At 35.1% G+C, this 17,019-nt stretch carries 17 protein-coding genes; 12 read left to right on the top strand and 5 right to left on the bottom strand.

Annotated elements, in window-relative coordinates; translation table 11 throughout:
• Window positions 1-22 precede the first annotated feature (22 nt).
• Both K8P03_RS01745 and K8P03_RS01740 read right to left on the bottom strand, forming a co-directional pair.
• Window positions 23-1,186 carry a C40 family peptidase gene (locus K8P03_RS01745; RefSeq protein ID WP_223417863.1) on the bottom strand — a complete coding sequence of 388 codons (1,164 nt, stop codon included), beginning with the start codon at window positions 1,184-1,186 and terminating at the stop codon, window positions 23-25.
• Between the two features lie 54 nt (window positions 1,187-1,240).
• Window positions 1,241-1,831, bottom strand: coding sequence for an HD domain-containing protein (locus tag K8P03_RS01740; protein ID WP_223417861.1), 591 nt, complete (start codon window positions 1,829-1,831; stop codon window positions 1,241-1,243).
• Window positions 1,832-1,940: 109 nt separating this feature from the next.
• Between K8P03_RS01740 and glsA the strand changes: the two genes are divergently transcribed.
• A complete protein-coding gene (gene glsA / locus K8P03_RS01735) occupies window positions 1,941-2,873 on the top strand; it encodes a glutaminase A (RefSeq protein WP_223417859.1) in 933 nt (310 codons plus the stop codon).
• Between the two features lie 107 nt (window positions 2,874-2,980).
• Here glsA and K8P03_RS01730 read toward each other — a convergent pair whose 3' ends face one another.
• Complete coding sequence (locus tag K8P03_RS01730; RefSeq protein ID WP_223417858.1) at window positions 2,981-3,901, bottom strand: LysR family transcriptional regulator; 921 nt, start codon at window positions 3,899-3,901, stop codon at window positions 2,981-2,983.
• 131 nt (window positions 3,902-4,032) lie between these two features.
• Between K8P03_RS01730 and K8P03_RS01725 the strand changes: the two genes are divergently transcribed.
• The 9 genes from K8P03_RS01725 to K8P03_RS01685 all read left to right on the top strand — a co-directional run bounded on the left by K8P03_RS01725 (window position 4,033) and on the right by K8P03_RS01685 (window position 11,985).
• The gene (locus K8P03_RS01725; protein ID WP_209773034.1) at window positions 4,033-4,716 is read left to right on the top strand and encodes a CoA transferase subunit A; all 684 of its coding nucleotides are present in this window, start codon (window positions 4,033-4,035) and stop codon (window positions 4,714-4,716) included.
• Complete coding sequence (locus K8P03_RS01720; protein WP_223417857.1) at window positions 4,700-5,377, top strand: CoA-transferase; 678 nt, start codon at window positions 4,700-4,702, stop codon at window positions 5,375-5,377. The genes K8P03_RS01725 and K8P03_RS01720 overlap by 17 nt, the downstream gene beginning before the upstream one ends.
• Window positions 5,378-5,388: 11 nt before the next feature.
• The gene (locus K8P03_RS01715) at window positions 5,389-6,633 is read left to right on the top strand and encodes a thiolase family protein (protein ID WP_223417856.1); all 1,245 of its coding nucleotides are present in this window, start codon (window positions 5,389-5,391) and stop codon (window positions 6,631-6,633) included.
• An 8-nt stretch (window positions 6,634-6,641) separates the two neighbouring features.
• Entirely contained in the window at window positions 6,642-8,108 is a 1,467-nt protein-coding gene (locus K8P03_RS01710; protein WP_223417855.1) for an SLC13 family permease, read from the top strand.
• Window positions 8,109-8,698: 590 nt separating this feature from the next.
• Window positions 8,699-9,001, top strand: a complete 303-nt coding sequence (locus K8P03_RS01705) for an ArsR/SmtB family transcription factor (RefSeq protein WP_223417854.1) — start codon at window positions 8,699-8,701, stop codon at window positions 8,999-9,001.
• 99 nt (window positions 9,002-9,100) lie between these two features.
• On the top strand, window positions 9,101-9,469 hold the full coding sequence (gene arsD / locus K8P03_RS01700; RefSeq protein WP_223417852.1) for an arsenite efflux transporter metallochaperone ArsD: 369 nt from the start codon (window positions 9,101-9,103) through the stop codon (window positions 9,467-9,469).
• Between the two features lie 27 nt (window positions 9,470-9,496).
• On the top strand, window positions 9,497-11,239 hold the full coding sequence (gene arsA / locus K8P03_RS01695) for an arsenical pump-driving ATPase (protein ID WP_223417850.1): 1,743 nt from the start codon (window positions 9,497-9,499) through the stop codon (window positions 11,237-11,239).
• 6 nt (window positions 11,240-11,245) lie between these two features.
• Entirely contained in the window at window positions 11,246-11,662 is a 417-nt protein-coding gene (locus K8P03_RS01690; RefSeq protein ID WP_223417849.1) for an arsenate reductase ArsC, read from the top strand.
• A gap of 56 nt (window positions 11,663-11,718) precedes the next feature.
• Window positions 11,719-11,985: an arsenic resistance protein gene (locus tag K8P03_RS01685; protein WP_223417848.1), complete on the top strand. Its 267-nt coding sequence runs from the start codon at window positions 11,719-11,721 to the stop codon at window positions 11,983-11,985.
• A 136-nt stretch (window positions 11,986-12,121) separates the two neighbouring features.
• On the opposite strand, the gene K8P03_RS01680 is transcribed toward K8P03_RS01685, so the two are convergent.
• Window positions 12,122-13,282 carry an MFS transporter gene (locus K8P03_RS01680; protein ID WP_223417847.1) on the bottom strand — a complete coding sequence of 387 codons (1,161 nt, stop codon included), beginning with the start codon at window positions 13,280-13,282 and terminating at the stop codon, window positions 12,122-12,124.
• 109 nt (window positions 13,283-13,391) lie between these two features.
• Window positions 13,392-13,670: a GNAT family N-acetyltransferase gene (locus K8P03_RS01675; RefSeq protein ID WP_223417846.1), complete on the bottom strand. Its 279-nt coding sequence runs from the start codon at window positions 13,668-13,670 to the stop codon at window positions 13,392-13,394.
• Between the two features lie 108 nt (window positions 13,671-13,778).
• Here K8P03_RS01675 and K8P03_RS01670 point away from each other — a divergent pair, with 108 nt between their 5' ends.
• On the top strand, window positions 13,779-14,528 hold the full coding sequence (locus tag K8P03_RS01670; protein ID WP_223417845.1) for a hypothetical protein: 750 nt from the start codon (window positions 13,779-13,781) through the stop codon (window positions 14,526-14,528).
• Window positions 14,529-14,716: 188 nt separating this feature from the next.
• The gene (locus K8P03_RS11255; protein WP_317847233.1) at window positions 14,717-17,008 is read left to right on the top strand and encodes an FAD-dependent oxidoreductase; all 2,292 of its coding nucleotides are present in this window, start codon (window positions 14,717-14,719) and stop codon (window positions 17,006-17,008) included.
• Window positions 17,009-17,019 lie beyond the last annotated feature (11 nt).

The following is a 17,019-nucleotide window of genomic DNA, read 5'->3' as shown; positions in this document are numbered from 1 at the left end:
ATTCCCTCGTTCAGCAATTTTTTTAATTTACTATTCTTTTTATTGAGATTGGGTTTCTGATTGGGCTTATGATTATACCTGTCCTTGGAGATGAGGCGTGGACCATGTTGCCGTAGCCATCAGCTATACCAACGTGGGTTATGTTATAAAGACTTGTTCCAAAGAATACCAAGTCTCCGGCCTTTTCTTGGCCAAATGGCACTTCTATACCATATCTTTGCTGGCTTTGAGCAAAGTGTGGAAGGCCAATTCCTATTGTTTGGTAAACTCTCATGGTAAAGCCTGAGCAGTCAATGCCGTTATAAAGGTCTTCGCCACCGAAAACATAAGGATTGCCCAAAAATTGAACTGCATAAGAATATAGGTCAATACCTGTTTGAGATCCTGTCATGTGGACAGTTATTTCTGGTAAATCACTAGTTGCTTCGTAGGTCTGGCCAGGAATTAGGTTGTAGACTGGACCTTGGTCAAAGACTGGAGTTTGCCTGTAGGTTCTTGAAGCATTTAGGGCATTGTAATAGTTATAAAACTTGTCAATGGTTTCTTGGTCCCTGTAAGAAAGGGCTAGGTCCTTAAAATGTATGTAACCAATTTTTTCTTCTGAGTTTGCTACTTCATCGTCAACGGTAACAGTACTTGGACCAAATCCATCTTTTCCTATAGTTTCAACAGGAACTGGGTCAAGGGTTAGGGTTTCAACAAATCCCTTTTTGGCCTTAGTCACCCTATCAGCTAGGTTTATAAATTTATTGTCAAAGCGACTTTGCTCATAGGAAACTTTTACAAAATCATCTACATTTATAAATTCAAGGATGGTAACCTTAGTTCCTTTTTTAAGCTGGTAGGAAGTGAGGTCATCAGCATCATCAGAAGGATCTTTTTTTATATTCGCATCCCTGACAAGGCTGGTGTGGTTTAGCTTGTAGAAATGATTTTTTTCTACATAACCAATTTTGCCCTGATATTCTATTTTATAATAAAAATCATCCTCGCTAACCATATTGTAAAGGTCTGTAGTGTCGATACTAGCACTTGGACTAAGCTCGCCATTTTCTTCTGTGTAGAAGTTTGAAGAATCGGCGACTTCCTTATTAATCATTACAGAATCCGCAAGGGCGGTCTTTGGAAATAAGAGGCCCAAGCCTAAAAATATAGAAGCGAGATATGCTTTTTGTCTTTTTAGCATATAAATCTCCTTATACACTACAATTTTATAATTTTTTGTATAAAAAGTCAATAGCTAAAAGCGGTCATATAGATCATAGGCAAAGTCAACCAAGTCCTTTGAGAAGTCATTTCTCAAATAAGCTGGGTCAAGGTGGTTAATCCTTACCCTATCGAGCCCATCTGCATCCTTAAAAAGCTTGGCAAGTCTCTTTGTCCTCTCAAAATCATCACCATCTTTTATAAATTCCCTAATTGTCTCATCCATTATCTTATCATCTGTAGAATGGGCAGCAATAACAGCTTGGATAACCCCATCGTCAGCCTTATCTGCATAGGAATAAGAAATTGATTCTAAGGCGGCCCTGTGACCGTGTTCTGTATCCCAACCATCGTTCACCCTTTTTGTATCGTGAAGACTAGCTGCATTTCTAAGAACATCAGTATCCCTCTGGTCAAGTTTATAATGGAAGGCCAAAAGATGGGCAAAGAAAATCACTCTTTCAATGTGGTCTTGGCCGTGAATATGGGAATCAAAAAGTATATCCCTATTTAATCTTTGGTAAGAATCCTTCAAGATCTTAAAATAGTCTGATTTTACAAAGTCATCTATAAATGGATAAGACCTAACCCAAGCCTCATTTTCTAATATATCTATAATTTTCATAAAAAGCTCCTTTCATGATTTATTTCTTATAATTTATACCCAATATTGTATCATTTATCCTCATAAAGTACATTAATAGTAAGTGATAATTATTTAGGAGAGTGACTTTATGTTTTTTGATAGAAATGAAATTGATAGGAGAATTAGGCAATCAATTGTAAAGAGTGAAAAATTTATTGGCAAAGGGGAAGTGGCTTCTTATATACCGGAATTATTGAATGTGGACCCAGACACCTTTGCCCTTGCTATCACATCTACAACAGGAGATACCTATAGCTATGGGGAAGTGGACAAGGAATTTTCTATCCAGTCGATTTCTAAAATCTTAGACCTCCTTGTTGCCCTCCATGATAATACAATAATCGAAGTTTATTCTAAGGTTGGGAGCGAGCCAACTAAGTTTGAATTTAACTCCCTTGTGCCAATTACAGATAAACCAGCAAATCCTTTTATAAATGCGGGTGCTATCACAACATCTTCTATGATAAGGGGAAGGGACGCGGAAGATAAATTCAAGAGGATACTTGATTTTTATAATATGATTTCAGGGACCGATAAGGCAAGGCTTATGGAAGATATTTATAAGTCAGAGATGGAAACATCAGACAGAAACAAGGCCATAGCCTATTATCTAAAATCAAAGGATATTTTTGACGAAGACCCAAATGAAATTTTGGACCTTTATATAAGATCTTGTTCCATAGGGACAAATGTCGTAGACCTTTCCCACTTCGGGGCAGTCCTTGCAAACAAGGGTTTTGGTCTTTATGAAACCAGGGATTTAATTCCAGAATCAATAGTATCTATCATAGTAAGCCAAATGTCATCTTGCGGGATGTACGAAAAGTCTGGCCGCTACCTAATGGACGTAGGCATCCCATCAAAATCAGGGGTAAGCGGGGCAATTTTGGGCATAGTCCCTGGCCTTTGCGGTATAGCAGTTTATTCACCAAGGCTTGATAAAACAGGCAACTCTGTAAGGGGCATGGAATTACTTAAGATTCTTTCCTATGAATTGGATTTGAATATTTTTATAAGATAAATTAAAAAAATCTCGGAAAGCTATAATATCCGAGATTTTTTGTCAAGCTAGTATTATTATTTTTAACTAATCAAATCAAAAATATGAAAATGGCTGGTTTAATTTAATTAGCAGGATGATTCCAAGGTTTTTAAATTTTTGTAGAGTTCAATAAAAATGTTACTAAACTTTTCATTTGATTCAATATTTTCTTTATTTGCACTTATATCCATCTGCCAAGATATTGGATTTGTAAAATCACTTGTTTTTAATGACAGTCCATATTTTTGATAGAGTAAAGTATAAAAAAATTTTGGCAAAATTGCAATAAAATCTGTATCTAACAAAGTCTCTAATACAGCATCTGGATCCATAAGATGGATTTTTCTTTTGCTGACTACGTCTGACTTTTCAAGCATTTTATCTATCAATAACTTTGACTTGCTCAAGGTAGACGGATATATGAGGTTTTCATTGTTTAAGTCATAGTATTTTATTTCATCATCAAATTCATGCTTATTTTTATCGTATATTGCTACATAATAGCTGTTTACAAGATTTTTATTAATAATATTTTCATTTTCTTCAAAAGTACTTATAGTTATAATAATGTCAATTTGTCCATCTTCAAATTTTTTTATAAGGTCCCAATAATTGTATTCAACTATATCTATCATAATATCTTCATCTTGGAAGTGCTTATTAAGTATAGAGTTTATTTGCTTATAGACAATAGGCATAAATACTGAAAGTATCCCAATAGATATGTAAGATTTTGATTTTTTCTTGTATTCTAGTATTGATTTTTGCATTTTATTTTCAAGGTCTATAATTTCTAATGCATTTTGATATAGTATTTCGCCTATATCACTAAAACCAATCAGCCTACCTTTATTACGTTTGAAGATATCTATGCTTAAATTTTCCTCGATAGTTTTTATTGCTTTGCTAAGTGCTGGCTGACTTATATATAGCTTATCAGCAGCCTTAGTGATATTAAAATTATTTTCAGCTATACATATTATATATTTCATTTGGTTAATATCCATCTATACCTCCTTTTGCATAAAGCTAGGTTATTGTTTTCATAACTTTTATATCGTGGTTTTATTTTATCATACATTATACAATTATTATATCAAAAAGAAAATAATTATTTTATGAGAAGGAGGTTACTTATATGGATGGTAGCAAAATTATTTCTATGAATGAAGCTGTTTCTATGATTAAATCTGGTTCAACCCTTATGATAGGAGGATTTGCTGGGTCTGAAGCACCAAATGAAATTATCCAAGGAATAGTAAAAGAGGGAATAAAAGATTTGACCTTGATTTGTAATGATACTGGAGATTTAAATATACCAGGTGAACATGTTGGTATACTTACACCAAATCATTGCATCAAAAAGGCAATCGTTTCCCACATTGGAATGAATAAATTTACGGTGGATCAGTTTAATAAAGGAGAAATTGAGGTTGAGTTTGTGCCTCAAGGTACTCTTGTTGAGAGAATTCGTGCAGGTGGTTTTGGTTTAGGTGGGGTTTTAACACCTACAGGGATAGGTACTGATATAGCAGAAGGTAAGGAAATTATAAATGTGGATGGTAAAGATTACCTACTTGAAAAACCTCTAAGAGCTGATGTTTGTATAGTTAGGGCTAGAAAAGCAGATAAAATGGGAAATGTAATATTTTTTGGTTCAGCAACTTCTCACTCAGCAATGATGACAACTGCTGCTGATATTACTATTGTACAGGCTGATGAAATAGTTGAAAATGGAGAAATTGAGCCTAATGATGTCAAAATCCCAGGAATCTTTATTGATTATATTGTAAAAGGGGGCGGAGATGATGGAATTAAGTAAGCAAGAAATGAAAGAAATCATTGCAAAAAATATCGCTGTCAGATTAAAGAATAATTCTTATGTAAACCTAGGAGTTGGTCTTCCAACACTCGTATCAAAGTTTGTAACTGATGAACAAAATATAAATATTCATTCTGAAAACGGAATGATTGGGGCTATAGGTGATATTGGATATGATGATCCAGCCTATATTCCTGGAGTTATTAGTTCATCGGGATTTCCAACAAAATACAAAAAAGGTGCTTCATTCTTTGACTCATCTATTTCGTTTGGAATTATTAGAGGCGGCCACTTAGCGGCTACTGTTTTGGGAACTATGGAAGTTGATCAATATGGAAATATAGCCAATTACACTATACCAGGCAAGTTAGTCGTGGGTATGGGAGGAGCTATGGACCTTTGTATTGGTGCAAAAGAAGTTATTATAGCAACCTATCACACTAATAATGGTAGGGCAAAAATTTTAAAAGAATGTAAATTACCACTTACAGCACAAAAAGCTGCGACAATGATTGTAACAGAAAAAGCTGTGTTTAATGTTGATAATGGAAAGCTTTTGTTAACCGCTTATAATCCAAGTTTTTCAGTAGAAGAAATAATTAGTGAAGTCGAAGCCGATGTAGTAATTAGTGATAATTTAGAAGAAATGATCTTAGACTAAGGAGAACAATAATGTTAGAATTTTTAAAAGATGAAGTAGTATTTGTAGGGGCAGCTAGAACACCAGTTGGAGCTTATTTAGGAGATTTAAAAACTGTTAAAGTTCAAGAACTAGGAGTAATCGCTCTAAAAGAGGCGGTAAAAAGGGCTAATATAGATATTTCTGATATTGATGAAGTTATAGTTGGTCACGTTACAGGCTCACAAACAACAAATAATTTGGGTAATATAATAGGAATTGACGCAGGGGTTAAATTCGAAGCGACAGGTATGACAGTAAACAGGATTTGTGGTTCTGGTATGCAATCAGCCGTATCCGGTGCATTAGAATTATTAAGAGGAAATAAAAAGGTCATTGCTGTAGGAGGAGCCGAATCTTTATCTAGGGCACCATATATGCTGCCAGAAGAAGCTAGATTTAAAGGCTTTAGGATGGGAGATTCAAGGCTAATTGATGCAAATGATGAAGGCCATAGAACAGCGTCTGGAGCAAACTCTGGAATTAATCATATGGGTAACACAGCCGAAAATGTTGTAAGAAAGTATGAAATTTCAAGAGAAGATCAAGACCTATTTGCTTATGAAAGTCAAATGAAAGCTAAGAAAGCCATGGAATCTGGAAGATTTGCCAAAGAGATTGTACCAGTAGAAGTTAAATCCAGAAAAGAAACACATCTGGTAGATAAGGATGGCCATCCAAAACCAGATACAACTTTAGAAAAACTTGCAAAACTTAGACCTGTGTTTGAAAAAGATGGGACAGTGACTGCAGGAAATGCATCAGGACTTAATGATGGAGCTGCTTTTGAAATAATCACCACCCTATCTTATGCGAAAGAGCATGGATTAGATGTTATGGGTAAATTAGTAGACTACGAAATCGCAGGAGTTGATCCAGCCTATATGGGAATGGGACCAGTTCCTGCAATAAATAATCTTCTAAAAAGAAATAATTTAGACTTAAAGAAAGATATCGGAATGCTAGAAATAAACGAAGCTTTCTCAGGACAAACTTTAGGATGCCTAAAAGAATTGGATATCTACCTTGGAAGCGATTACTACAATAATAATTTCAATCTCCATGGTGGAGCAGTAGCTCTAGGACACCCTTTAGGTATGACAGGTGCTAGAATTATAACAACAGCCTTATATGAATTTAAAGAAAATCCAAACTTAAGGTATGCAGTTGTAAGTGCTTGTATAGGTGGGGGACAAGGTATAGCATTATTACTAGAAAATGGTAATTACAAAAAATAGGTGATATTATGATTAATAAAAAAGAAAGTTTTAAATGGGATATAAAATATTTAGTAAAAACTTTCATTTGTCTTTTAGTAATATTTATATTTTGGGTATTACCTCCTGTTGAGCCAATTACATCAATGGGCATGAAAGTTATAGGAGTTTTCATAGGAACGGTTTTATTACTTTCAATAGTAGATACAATTTGGCCGGTTTTTCTTAGCTTTCTTTTGTTATCCATGACAGGTGTAATGAGTTTAAATGAGGTCATACAAGGGTCTTTAGGTAATTGGATATTTGCCTTTGTTGTAGCAAGCATGATAATGACGAATGCATTGAATGAGTCTGGCTTTACCGCTAGGCTTACTAGCAAAATTCTTACTATGAAGATTTCAAGAAAAAGTCCTTGGTCTTTTATGTTTGTATATTTTGGAATATGCTATTTGGTTGGATGCTTTATGGACCAAGTTCCTGCGACAGCTTTCTTTTTAGCATTTTCCAATGAAATAATCAATAGAATTGGATATGATGCAAAAAGTAAATTTTCTAACACCTTAGTACTGGGCTCAATATTTTCTGTAATCTTAGGTGGAGCTGCAACACCTATTTCCCATCCGTTGGCAATTTTGGGTATTGGTATATTTGAACAAACTACACAGATGGAGATAAGTTTATTTGAGTATATGGTCTATGCAGTTCCTACAACACTAATATTACTAGCTTTACTATTTGCGATAATCAGGTTTATAATAAAACCAGATGTTGAAAAGGCGAAAGATTTAGATGTTGACAAGTTTTCGGAAGATATAAAGCCTATGCAATTAAGAGAAAAAGCAATAGCTAGCATATTCTTTATTACTGTGATTTTCTGGGTTTTACCTGGAGTTTTACAAATATTCCTGCCAAAAGATAATCTAATCCTCATGATGTTAAAAAAATACTCTATAACCTTCTGGGCCTTCTTAGCTGTTATTTTGCTGGCCTTTATAAGGATAGATAATAAGCCTCTAATAGATTTAAAAGAAGAGATGAATAAGAAAATTTCATGGGCAACAATATTCTTTATATCGATAGGAGTATTATTGGGGAGTGCAGTATCTAATGAAGGTGTAGGCCTAAATGATTTTGTAATTCTTAAGCTTAGACCAATAATAGATAATTCATCAACAATGCTTGTTGTACTTTTGTTTGCACTAGGAACATGTACCCTAACAAACTTTTCATCTAATGTATCTACAATTACAATAATGACAGGAGTTGCTGCAAGCATAGCTATGGTTTCACCTAGCCTAAGTCCACAAGCCTTATGCATAACAACAACTATGTGTGGATCTTTAGCATATGTATTGCCATCTTCATTTGCTCCTATAGCTATGTTGCATGCTGACGATAATTCGGATTCTAATTTAATAATAAAAATTGGAATATTAATGGTTGTGCTATCAGGCATAGGAGCTAGCCTAATAGGATATAATATTTTAGCTAATTAAAAAAATATAAACTTTCAGTGCGTCGGCAAACCCATTAATAAATTGGGTTTATCGACGCTTTTTCTATATTCATTCTAAATATATTAATTTTTTAAATAGTGATGCAAATATTTGGTAAATGGAAGGATATCGCCTCTATTTTTGTCATATTTATATTCTTTAAGATAGAAAGATTCTTTGTTTTCCTAAGGTTGAGATGTAAGGGACTTTCTCGATAAAGTCGAGTCAAAATAACCAACGATAAACTAGTTTTATTCCAACTTCTCTTATTGTTTACCTCATACTCTTTATCTTGAAGATGTATTGTGGGATTACAAGTTTTATAATACTAATGGGTCTATACTTTGTCTACAGTCTAACAATTAAGATATAAAAGTGCCTATTTTTTTTTATTGGGAAATATTTTTTTGATAGTGCTAGTTTGTTATCAATTGGACTAAACCTAAGAGAATCCTTTGTCTTTAGTCAATTTAAGATTAGTTATTTTACTGATTATATATACAAAATCACCATCAACTTAAAAAACTGTTTGACATCACCAAATCCACCGGTACCATAACATATAGAAATATTTCTATATGAGGTGGATTATGAGCGTTGATTATGAAAATATATCTAAAAAGCTTAAGGTGATTTCTGATCCTAAGAGGCTTAGGATTATTGATATCTTATCTTGTGATCAGCTTTGTGCTTGTGAGATACTTGAAAAATTCGATATTAGCCAGCCTACCTTATCTCATGATATGAGAAAGCTTGAAGAAGTTGGTCTTGTGACTAGCTGGAGAGAGGGTAAGAATACCTATTACTCTTTAGATAAGGATAGTTTAGATGAGATTGAGGATAGCCTCAGACTTATATTTCATATCCAAGATGACTGTATTTGCAAGGAATAAAATCCTGGCAAATATTTTTTCAACAAACACATAGAAATATTTAAATATATCTATATGTATTTTTACATATAGGATAATCTTAAATTAAGGGAGGATTTTATGAAGAAGATGTATATATATGAAGGTGCTATGTGTTGCTCAACAGGTGTATGTGGACCAAGCCCTGATGAGGAATTGATGAGAGTGTCTACCCTAGTTGATAAGCTAACTAAAAGTGGAGCTAGTATTGAAAGATATAACTTAACTAACAATACTAAGGAGTTTGTAGAAAACAAAACTATCAATAATCTCTTAAGGGAAAAGGGTGAAGATATCTTACCAGTTGTAATGGTTAATGATGAAGTTGTTATGACAGGTAGGTACCCTAGCAATGAAGAGTTTTATGAAATATTATTTTTATCTGATGATGCCAAAGAAGATACAAATAGTGATGGAGGATCTTGCTGTTGTGGCAATGGTTGCTGCTAATAGCAATAAAAAAGGAAGTAAATTTAAATGAAAAAATTTGATATTAAGGAAATTGACCTGACCAAATACTTATTTTTTACAGGCAAGGGAGGAGTCGGAAAGACCTCTACTGCCTGTGCAAGCGCTATAAGTCTAGCTGATATGGGCAATAATGTCCTATTAATTAGTACCGACCCTGCTTCAAACCTTCAGGATGTATTTGAAACTGAGCTTGATAATAAAGGCGTAAGGATAGAAGGTGTGGATGGGCTTACTGTTATAAACCTAGATCCTATAGAAGCTGCCAATGAGTATAAGGAAAGTGTAGTTGGTCCCTACAGAGGACAGTTACCTGATAGTGTAATAGAAAATATGGAAGAGCAATTATCTGGATCTTGTACTGTTGAGATAGCTGCCTTTAATGAATTTTCTAAGTTTATAACTGATTCAGCCCTCAAAGATTCTTATGATTATATAATATTTGATACTGCACCAACGGGCCATACTCTTAGGATGCTCCAGCTTCCTGCTGCTTGGTCCAATTTTATCAGCGAATCTACCCACGGGGCTTCCTGCCTAGGTCAATTATCAGGTCTAGAAGATGAGAAAGAAACATATAAGTTTGCTGTAGATACCTTAGCTGATGGCAAACTTACAAGCCTAGTATTAGTTGCAAGACCTGAGGAAACTCCTCTTCTTGAAGCAAATAGAGCCTCTCATGAACTATTAGAATTAGGCATTAACAATCAAATTCTTATCATAAATGTTCTCTTAAGTTCCTATGATGATGAAGTTTCAGAAGCTTTCTATAAAAAACAAAAAGAAGCCCTAGATGCGATGCCAGAAGGTATTAAGGATCTTAAAACCTTCTTTATCCCACTAAGGGGATATAACTTAAATAGTATCGAAAACCTAAGATCTTTGTTAGTTGAGGATAAGGGCTATACTAGTGATGAAGATCTTAAGATAGATGAAACCCCTAGTCTAAAAGATATCATAGATGACTTATATGAGAATAAGAAAAAAGTTATCTTTACCATGGGTAAAGGTGGTGTAGGAAAGACTACACTAGCATCCGCTATAGCCAAGGGACTTACAGGTAAGGGACAAAAAGTCCATCTAACTACAACTGACCCAGCCAACCATTTGACAGGTATGATTGATGAAAATGACTTATTAACTATAAGCCATATAGATGAAGAAAAGGAACTTAAAAAATACCAAGATGAAGTTTTAGAAAATGCTAAGAAAGTCATGTCTGATGATGACTTAGAATATGTGAAAGAAGATTTAAGATCACCATGCACTCAGGAGATTGCTGTATTTAGAGCCTTTGCAGATATAGTTGATAGGGCAGATAGTGAAGTTGTTGTCATAGATACAGCTCCAACAGGCCATACACTTCTGCTTCTAGATTCTACAGAAAGCTATAACACAGAGATAGAAAAAAACCAAGGTAATGTTCCTGAATCAGCAAAAAAACTTCTACCTAGACTAAAAAATAGTGATGAAACTGAAGTCATAATTGTAACCCTTGCTGAACCTACTCCTTTCTATGAGTCCGTGAGACTTGAAGAAGACCTAAAAAGAGCGGGAATTTATAGCAAGTGGTGGATTATAAATTCATCTATCTATAAGACTGGCTCTACTAACAAGACCCTACAAGCTAAGGCTAATAGTGAGCTAGAATGGATAAATAAGGTTGATAAGCGTACAGGTGGAAACTTCACAATAATCCCATGGTCAAGTGATGAGATTAAGGGATCTAACCTAGATAAATTAATTAAGTAGGTATATATGACAGGAGAAACAAAAGTTGCATTTATATGCGTTCACAATTCCTGCAGGTCTCAGATAGCTGAGGCCCTTGGCAAGAAATTTGCTGGAGAAAAGATAGATTTTTACTCTGCAGGAACTGAGTTTGTACCTCATATAAACCAAGATGCAGTAAGGCTAATGAAAGAGATACACGGGATAGATATGGAAAAAGATCAATATTCCAAGCTCATAGATGACCTACCTGAAGTAGACTATGTCATATCTATGGGTTGCAATGTTGTCTGCCCAATACTTCCATTTAAGTACAAAAAGTATGACTGGGGGATAGAAGATCCTAGTGGTAAGACTGATGATGAATTTATCAAGGTAATAGATGAAATTGAAAGAAAATTAAAGGACTTAATCCAAGAAATAGATGAGGAGGTAAGAAGATAGAAAAACAAGATATAAGCTTTTTTGAAAGAAATCTTACATTTTGGGTCTTGATATGCATGGCTATAGGTGTTTTAATTGGACAATTCATACCTGCTATTCCACAGGCTTTGGGAGAGCTTGAGTTTTATAATGTGTCCATACCAACAACCATACTTTTATGGATTATGATCTACCCTATGATGGTCAAGATTGATTTTAATAGTATAAAAAATATCAAGGACAATCCTGAGGGTTTATATATAACTTGGTTTGCTAACTGGATTGTCAAGCCATTTACTATGTATCTTATAGCTAAGTTATTTTTCTTTTTCATTTTTATGTAGCATAACTTCTTTAATCTCTAGTATATTTATTTCACCGCTGCTTTAATTTAAACGTTTATACCATAGAAAAAGTAGATGAATTTATGTTTTTCATCTACTTTGTCTACAGTCTGAGCTCGGATTATTTCCGAGATTTTTATTTTTGCCTGTAGGCCCTAACGCTTAGGTATTCGTAGAAGTAAACTGCGAAAAATCCTAAATATAGGACTGAAAAGCCCATGAAGGCTGTAGTTGGGCTCTTTAGGTTAAATATCAGAGTTATGATGCTTAAAAAGCTTGATGCCAAAAAGCCTCCTATGTTAGATCCAACAAAAATTAGGTTATTTACAATCCTTGATGAAGAGGACCTTGTAACTCTCGCTACTTCCGCAAAGATATATGGGAAGCACAGACTTTGGGAGATGGCTGTAAGTGCTATGCAGATCATGTAAATATAAAGGTTTTGGCCGAATATGGCGAGTGTTAGATCTTTAAATATATAGAGGAGGAGGCCTAATAAAATAGTTTTTGACCTTAATCTCCTATTTATTTTGCCAAAGAAAAATCCTGTTGTCATTCCAAAAATTGGGAAAATCATGGTTAGCATGTTGATGTTGGCATTTGCTCCTAGATTTGCTGTGGCTATGGTTGAAAACCTGACTGTGACAGCTGTTGTATCCATCAAAATCACACCTGCAAAGACCATAAAGAAGATAGTTTGAAGGGTGATTTTAAATTTTTCTTCAGCTAGGGTCTTTGGGTGAACCACGTCTTCTACTGTAAGGTTAAAAATTATCAAAATCAAAAAGGCAAAGGTGTAGGTTAAAAATACATAGTGCCAGGATATTTTTATAATAAGGCCTGCTATAAATAAAAGCAACATTAGGCCTATGTGTTCAAAGGAATTTCTAATTCCATGGAGGCTTGCCGCCTCGTCGCCTTTGTAGAAAATATTTATAAGACTTGCTGCATGGCCGTTATAAAGGCCGACTCCAAAACCAAGTATGAGTCTTGAGATGAATACACTTGGGTAGGTCCTAATAAAAATTGGCAAAAAAGCAGATGTACCAACTAAAAAAAGCCCCAAGCTTACACATTTTTTGATGCCAATTTTTTGGCTAATTGGTTCGCTTAAAAGGATTGCGATAATTGTTGTAATTGATGGAAGGCTCAAAAGAAATTCTGCGCTAGCTAGGCTTATGCCAAGGTCATCCTTGATAAAAATCAAAGCCCCGCTGATGATGGCGTTTACTGCCAAGATTAGGGAAACAGACAAGATTCCCTCTTTTCTGAACCTATGTTTATTTGAAATTTCCATTTTTCACCTCCCTTGTTAACTACACTTATAATACCACCTATAAATCCTTATAGCTAGATAAGGCAAATTATTCACAAAGAAAAGGACCCAACAATAGCTGGGTCAGACCTTATCTTGCATCGATATCCTTATAAGATTGGTCATCGTTAAATTTCTTTAGGACATAGGAGCAAGTTGGATATATTTTCTTATTTTCAGCTCTTGCAAAGTCTACTACTTGGTCTAGGAGTTTTCCTGCAAGTCCCTTGCCGCCGTATGCCTTGTCCACCTCTGTGTGGTAAACATCAAGGACATCTCCCTTTATTTTGTAATCACAAAGACCTATTACTTTTTCGTCATCAAGGGCCTCAGCCCTGGATTTTTCAAGATTCATTCTTACTTTTATCATTATATCACCTCAGTAGATTAATACCCAATTATAAGTTTTTATGGTAAATAATTATTAAATGTGGTAAATTATTATAAAGTGACAAATTTTTAAAAAATGGAGAATTATATGAAGAGAGAATATAGGTTTTCATCTATACTTTGGATAATGATTATAGTTGGGCTTACAAACTACTTATTATATAGACTTATTACAGCCCTTGGTGATGATAATTTTATCCTAGAATTTGTGGGGGATTTAATTACAGGGATTATTGCCTTTGTATTTACCTTCTCTATATCAAGTGGTCTTATCAGAAATAGGATGGGATCAATTGGTGACTACCTAAATCAAGTAAATTACTTAAATGCTAAGGTACTTACAGTAGGATTTATTATTTCTGTTGCCCAGGCTATCGTCCAGTATGCTTTTGCAGAAAGTGGAGCTATTGGTGTATTTTCAGCCGTAGCAAGCCCAAGTAACAGTTCAGTCTTTGCCATAGGTGCGATTGTATTGCCTATTGTTTTATTAATAATATTTTTAGTTATTGCTATGTTTTTCGCCTACTCAAACTTCTATCTAGCAGATCATTATGATACAGAAGATGGGGTTATGGAAATAATCGGCAAGATTTTTAGTCTAGGTAAGAGACTTTTTAAGAAAACTCTTTTATTAGGTTTAAAATGGATGGGCATACCAATTTTAATATTTTTTGCCCTAATGGCATCCCTTATTTTATTAAAAAATGAATTAATTGTTATGGGCTTAATTGGCATCTTTATTCTAGCCTTTGCAATTATAATGGTAATAACAAGCATTGTCCTTATGGCAAGATTATCCGATGTATATTTAGATGATAAATACGGAATTGAAGCATAAATTATACTGGTCCAAGTGGCCAGTATTTTTTTAGGAAAATTTTTGAAAATGTTAATAATATTTTATACAGCCCATACATTTTTGTGTTATACTCTAATCATAAGGAACAGGTGGATATTTGAGATTTCTCAGACAAATATGAAAACGTTTGATAATTAAAATATTCATAAATATTATTAGGAGGATATATGAAAAAATCGAAACTCTTGGCGATTATGCTAATCGCTGGTCTTTCTATCACCGCTTGCCAAAAGGAGGCTGATAAAAAAGAAGAGCCTAAAGAAGAAGCGAAGGTAGAAGATAAGGCTGAAGAAGGAAAAGAAGAAGGAAAGGAAGAGGGCGAAAAAGCTCAAACTACAGAATTAACCTTCAAGCCAGGTACATATGAGGCAGAATCTCCTGGCTATAATGGACCAATGAAGGTCTCTGTTAAATTTAGCGAAAATAAGATTGAAGATATTGAAGTAGTGGAAAATGTTGAAACAGACCATGTAGGTACACCTGCCTTTGATATTGTAAAAGCAGACGTAATTGCCGCAAATGGTACTGGAGTTGACAATGTATCAGGGGCTACAATCACTTCAGCTGCCTTTAAATCAGCAATTAACAAGGCTGCAGAAGAGGCGGAAGTTTCTGACCTTGAAGGCTTTAAGAAAAACACAATCGAAGTAAAACCACAAGAAGCCATCGAAGAAACTTATGATGTGGTAGTTGTAGGTGCAGGTGGTGCTGGTGTTTCTGCAGCAGTAGAAGCAGCCCAAGCTGGCAATAAGGTTGCAATTGTTGAAAAGAACGTTGAAATCGGTGGAAATACCCTTGTTTCAGGCGGTCAATACCAATCAGTAATGCCTTATTTAGTTTGGGATAAGGAAAATCCTGACGCTACAGAAGGCGAACACAATGGCGAAAAATTTGAAAAAGTAAAATCAGATAATGGTAGGATTCACACCTTAGAGACCATTTACAATTGGTCAGAAGAGCCATTTGACGAAAAACTTTCCGATGGGGAAGAATTTGTAATTGGCGACATCGAAGCCCTTTCAAAAAGAGGAGTTCACGAAGAATACCTCCCAGTATTGAAGGCCTTAAAAGAAGAAATCAAAGCTTATCTTGACTGGGCTAAACCACAACTAGAAGCTGGTAAGCAAGAAACCGACCTAACTCTTTTCTCAACCATCAATCTCCACATTTTCCAAACCTACTATGGCGGAATCAGACCAAACTTTGAAAGAACAGCTTGGGTTTATGGAAATGAAGGCCTAGTTAGCCAATTTATCAAGGAAGGTCAAGAGATTAAGCCATGGCTAAATGAAATGGGATCAAAATTTGATGATTCAACCCAAAGAACCCTAATCGGTTGCTTGTGGCAAAGAGAAAACCAATTCATAGGTTCAGAAATTGATGGTCAAATGGAAGAAGGCAGGTGGGCAACTTACTTTAGGGCACCTATCCATAAATTTGAAGAATTAAACAAGGAAAATAAAATCTACAGAAGAGCAGATGCTAAAAAGCTTATCGAAGAAGATGGCAAGGTAGTTGGTGTAGAAGGAGAGCTCTTTGACGGAACACCTTTCACACTTAAGGCAAACAAGGGGGTAATCCTAGCAACAGGTGGTTATGCTGCTAACATTGAAATGGTTAAGGAAACCAACGAATACTGGGATCCAGAAGCTCTAGAAGGTTCTCTAAAGACAACCAACAGAAATTCCCTAATGGGTGACGGTATTAGAATGGGTAAGGAAGTTGGAGCTGACACTACAGGCGAAGGCTTCACACAAATGATGCCAATTTCTTGGATCCAAGACGGCAACCTTGCCTTTGGTGGCGGTGAAGATGTAATTTATATCTCACCAAAAACTGGCAAGAGATATGTAGACGAATCTGCAGAACGTGACGTTTTATCTAAGGGTGCCTTTGAAAATGGTATAGAAATAAATGGCACAAAGGGTGTCTTCGTTGAAGTAGGAAATGTTGAAAGCCCAATTCCTGGACCATATCCATATAAGGATGAAGATGTAAACTTAAGACAATATGTAAGAGAAATTAGCGAACTTGACGGCCTATTCAAAGAACTAAAAATCGACCTTACAGGCAAACAAATAGAAGATGCCATCAAGGAATATGACTCTTATGTAATGGGTCAAACTGATCACTTAGACGTTTCTAAAGAATCTTACAGGTCCTTAATAGGAGTAGCTGAAAAGGACGAAAATGGTAAATATAAGCCAGAAACTTACAAGATTGGCAAAATCAGAGTAAGATTTTTAGCTCCATCAACCCACCACACTATGGGCGGTCTCAAAGTTGATGACCACAGAAGAGTTTTAAATAAAGAAGGAAAACCAATTTCTGGTCTTTATGCAGCAGGAGAAGTCACAGGCGGTATCCACGGCGGTAACAGGCTTGGCGGAAATGCTATCACAGAGATAATCGCATCAGGTAGGACTGCAGCAAAGACAGTCGAAGAAGATAATAAATAAGAATAGAAAAT

This window comes from Anaerococcus murdochii, from assembly GCF_019957155.1.
GTDB classification, from domain to species: domain Bacteria; phylum Bacillota; class Clostridia; order Tissierellales; family Peptoniphilaceae; genus Anaerococcus; species Anaerococcus murdochii.
The sequence above is the reverse complement of the archived record's forward strand: the minus strand, read 5'-3'. Positions and strand labels throughout refer to the sequence as shown.

Coding starts and splice junctions, on each gene's coding strand:
- K8P03_RS01745 (WP_223417863.1), bottom strand. CDS start 1,186: ATGCTAAAAAGACAAAAAGCATATCTCGCTTCTATATTTTTAGGCTTG.
- K8P03_RS01740 (WP_223417861.1), bottom strand. CDS start 1,831: ATGAAAATTATAGATATATTAGAAAATGAGGCTTGGGTTAGGTCTTAT.
- glsA (WP_223417859.1), top strand. CDS start 1,941: ATGTTTTTTGATAGAAATGAAATTGATAGGAGAATTAGGCAATCAATT.
- K8P03_RS01730 (WP_223417858.1), bottom strand. CDS start 3,901: ATGGATATTAACCAAATGAAATATATAATATGTATAGCTGAAAATAAT.
- K8P03_RS01725 (WP_209773034.1), top strand. CDS start 4,033: ATGGATGGTAGCAAAATTATTTCTATGAATGAAGCTGTTTCTATGATT.
- K8P03_RS01720 (WP_223417857.1), top strand. CDS start 4,700: ATGATGGAATTAAGTAAGCAAGAAATGAAAGAAATCATTGCAAAAAAT.
- K8P03_RS01715 (WP_223417856.1), top strand. CDS start 5,389: ATGTTAGAATTTTTAAAAGATGAAGTAGTATTTGTAGGGGCAGCTAGA.
- K8P03_RS01710 (WP_223417855.1), top strand. CDS start 6,642: ATGATTAATAAAAAAGAAAGTTTTAAATGGGATATAAAATATTTAGTA.
- K8P03_RS01705 (WP_223417854.1), top strand. CDS start 8,699: ATGAGCGTTGATTATGAAAATATATCTAAAAAGCTTAAGGTGATTTCT.
- arsD (WP_223417852.1), top strand. CDS start 9,101: ATGAAGAAGATGTATATATATGAAGGTGCTATGTGTTGCTCAACAGGT.
- arsA (WP_223417850.1), top strand. CDS start 9,497: ATGAAAAAATTTGATATTAAGGAAATTGACCTGACCAAATACTTATTT.
- K8P03_RS01690 (WP_223417849.1), top strand. CDS start 11,246: ATGACAGGAGAAACAAAAGTTGCATTTATATGCGTTCACAATTCCTGC.
- K8P03_RS01685 (WP_223417848.1), top strand. CDS start 11,719: ATGGCTATAGGTGTTTTAATTGGACAATTCATACCTGCTATTCCACAG.
- K8P03_RS01680 (WP_223417847.1), bottom strand. CDS start 13,282: ATGGAAATTTCAAATAAACATAGGTTCAGAAAAGAGGGAATCTTGTCT.
- K8P03_RS01675 (WP_223417846.1), bottom strand. CDS start 13,670: ATGATAAAAGTAAGAATGAATCTTGAAAAATCCAGGGCTGAGGCCCTT.
- K8P03_RS01670 (WP_223417845.1), top strand. CDS start 13,779: ATGAAGAGAGAATATAGGTTTTCATCTATACTTTGGATAATGATTATA.
- K8P03_RS11255 (WP_317847233.1), top strand. CDS start 14,717: ATGAAAAAATCGAAACTCTTGGCGATTATGCTAATCGCTGGTCTTTCT.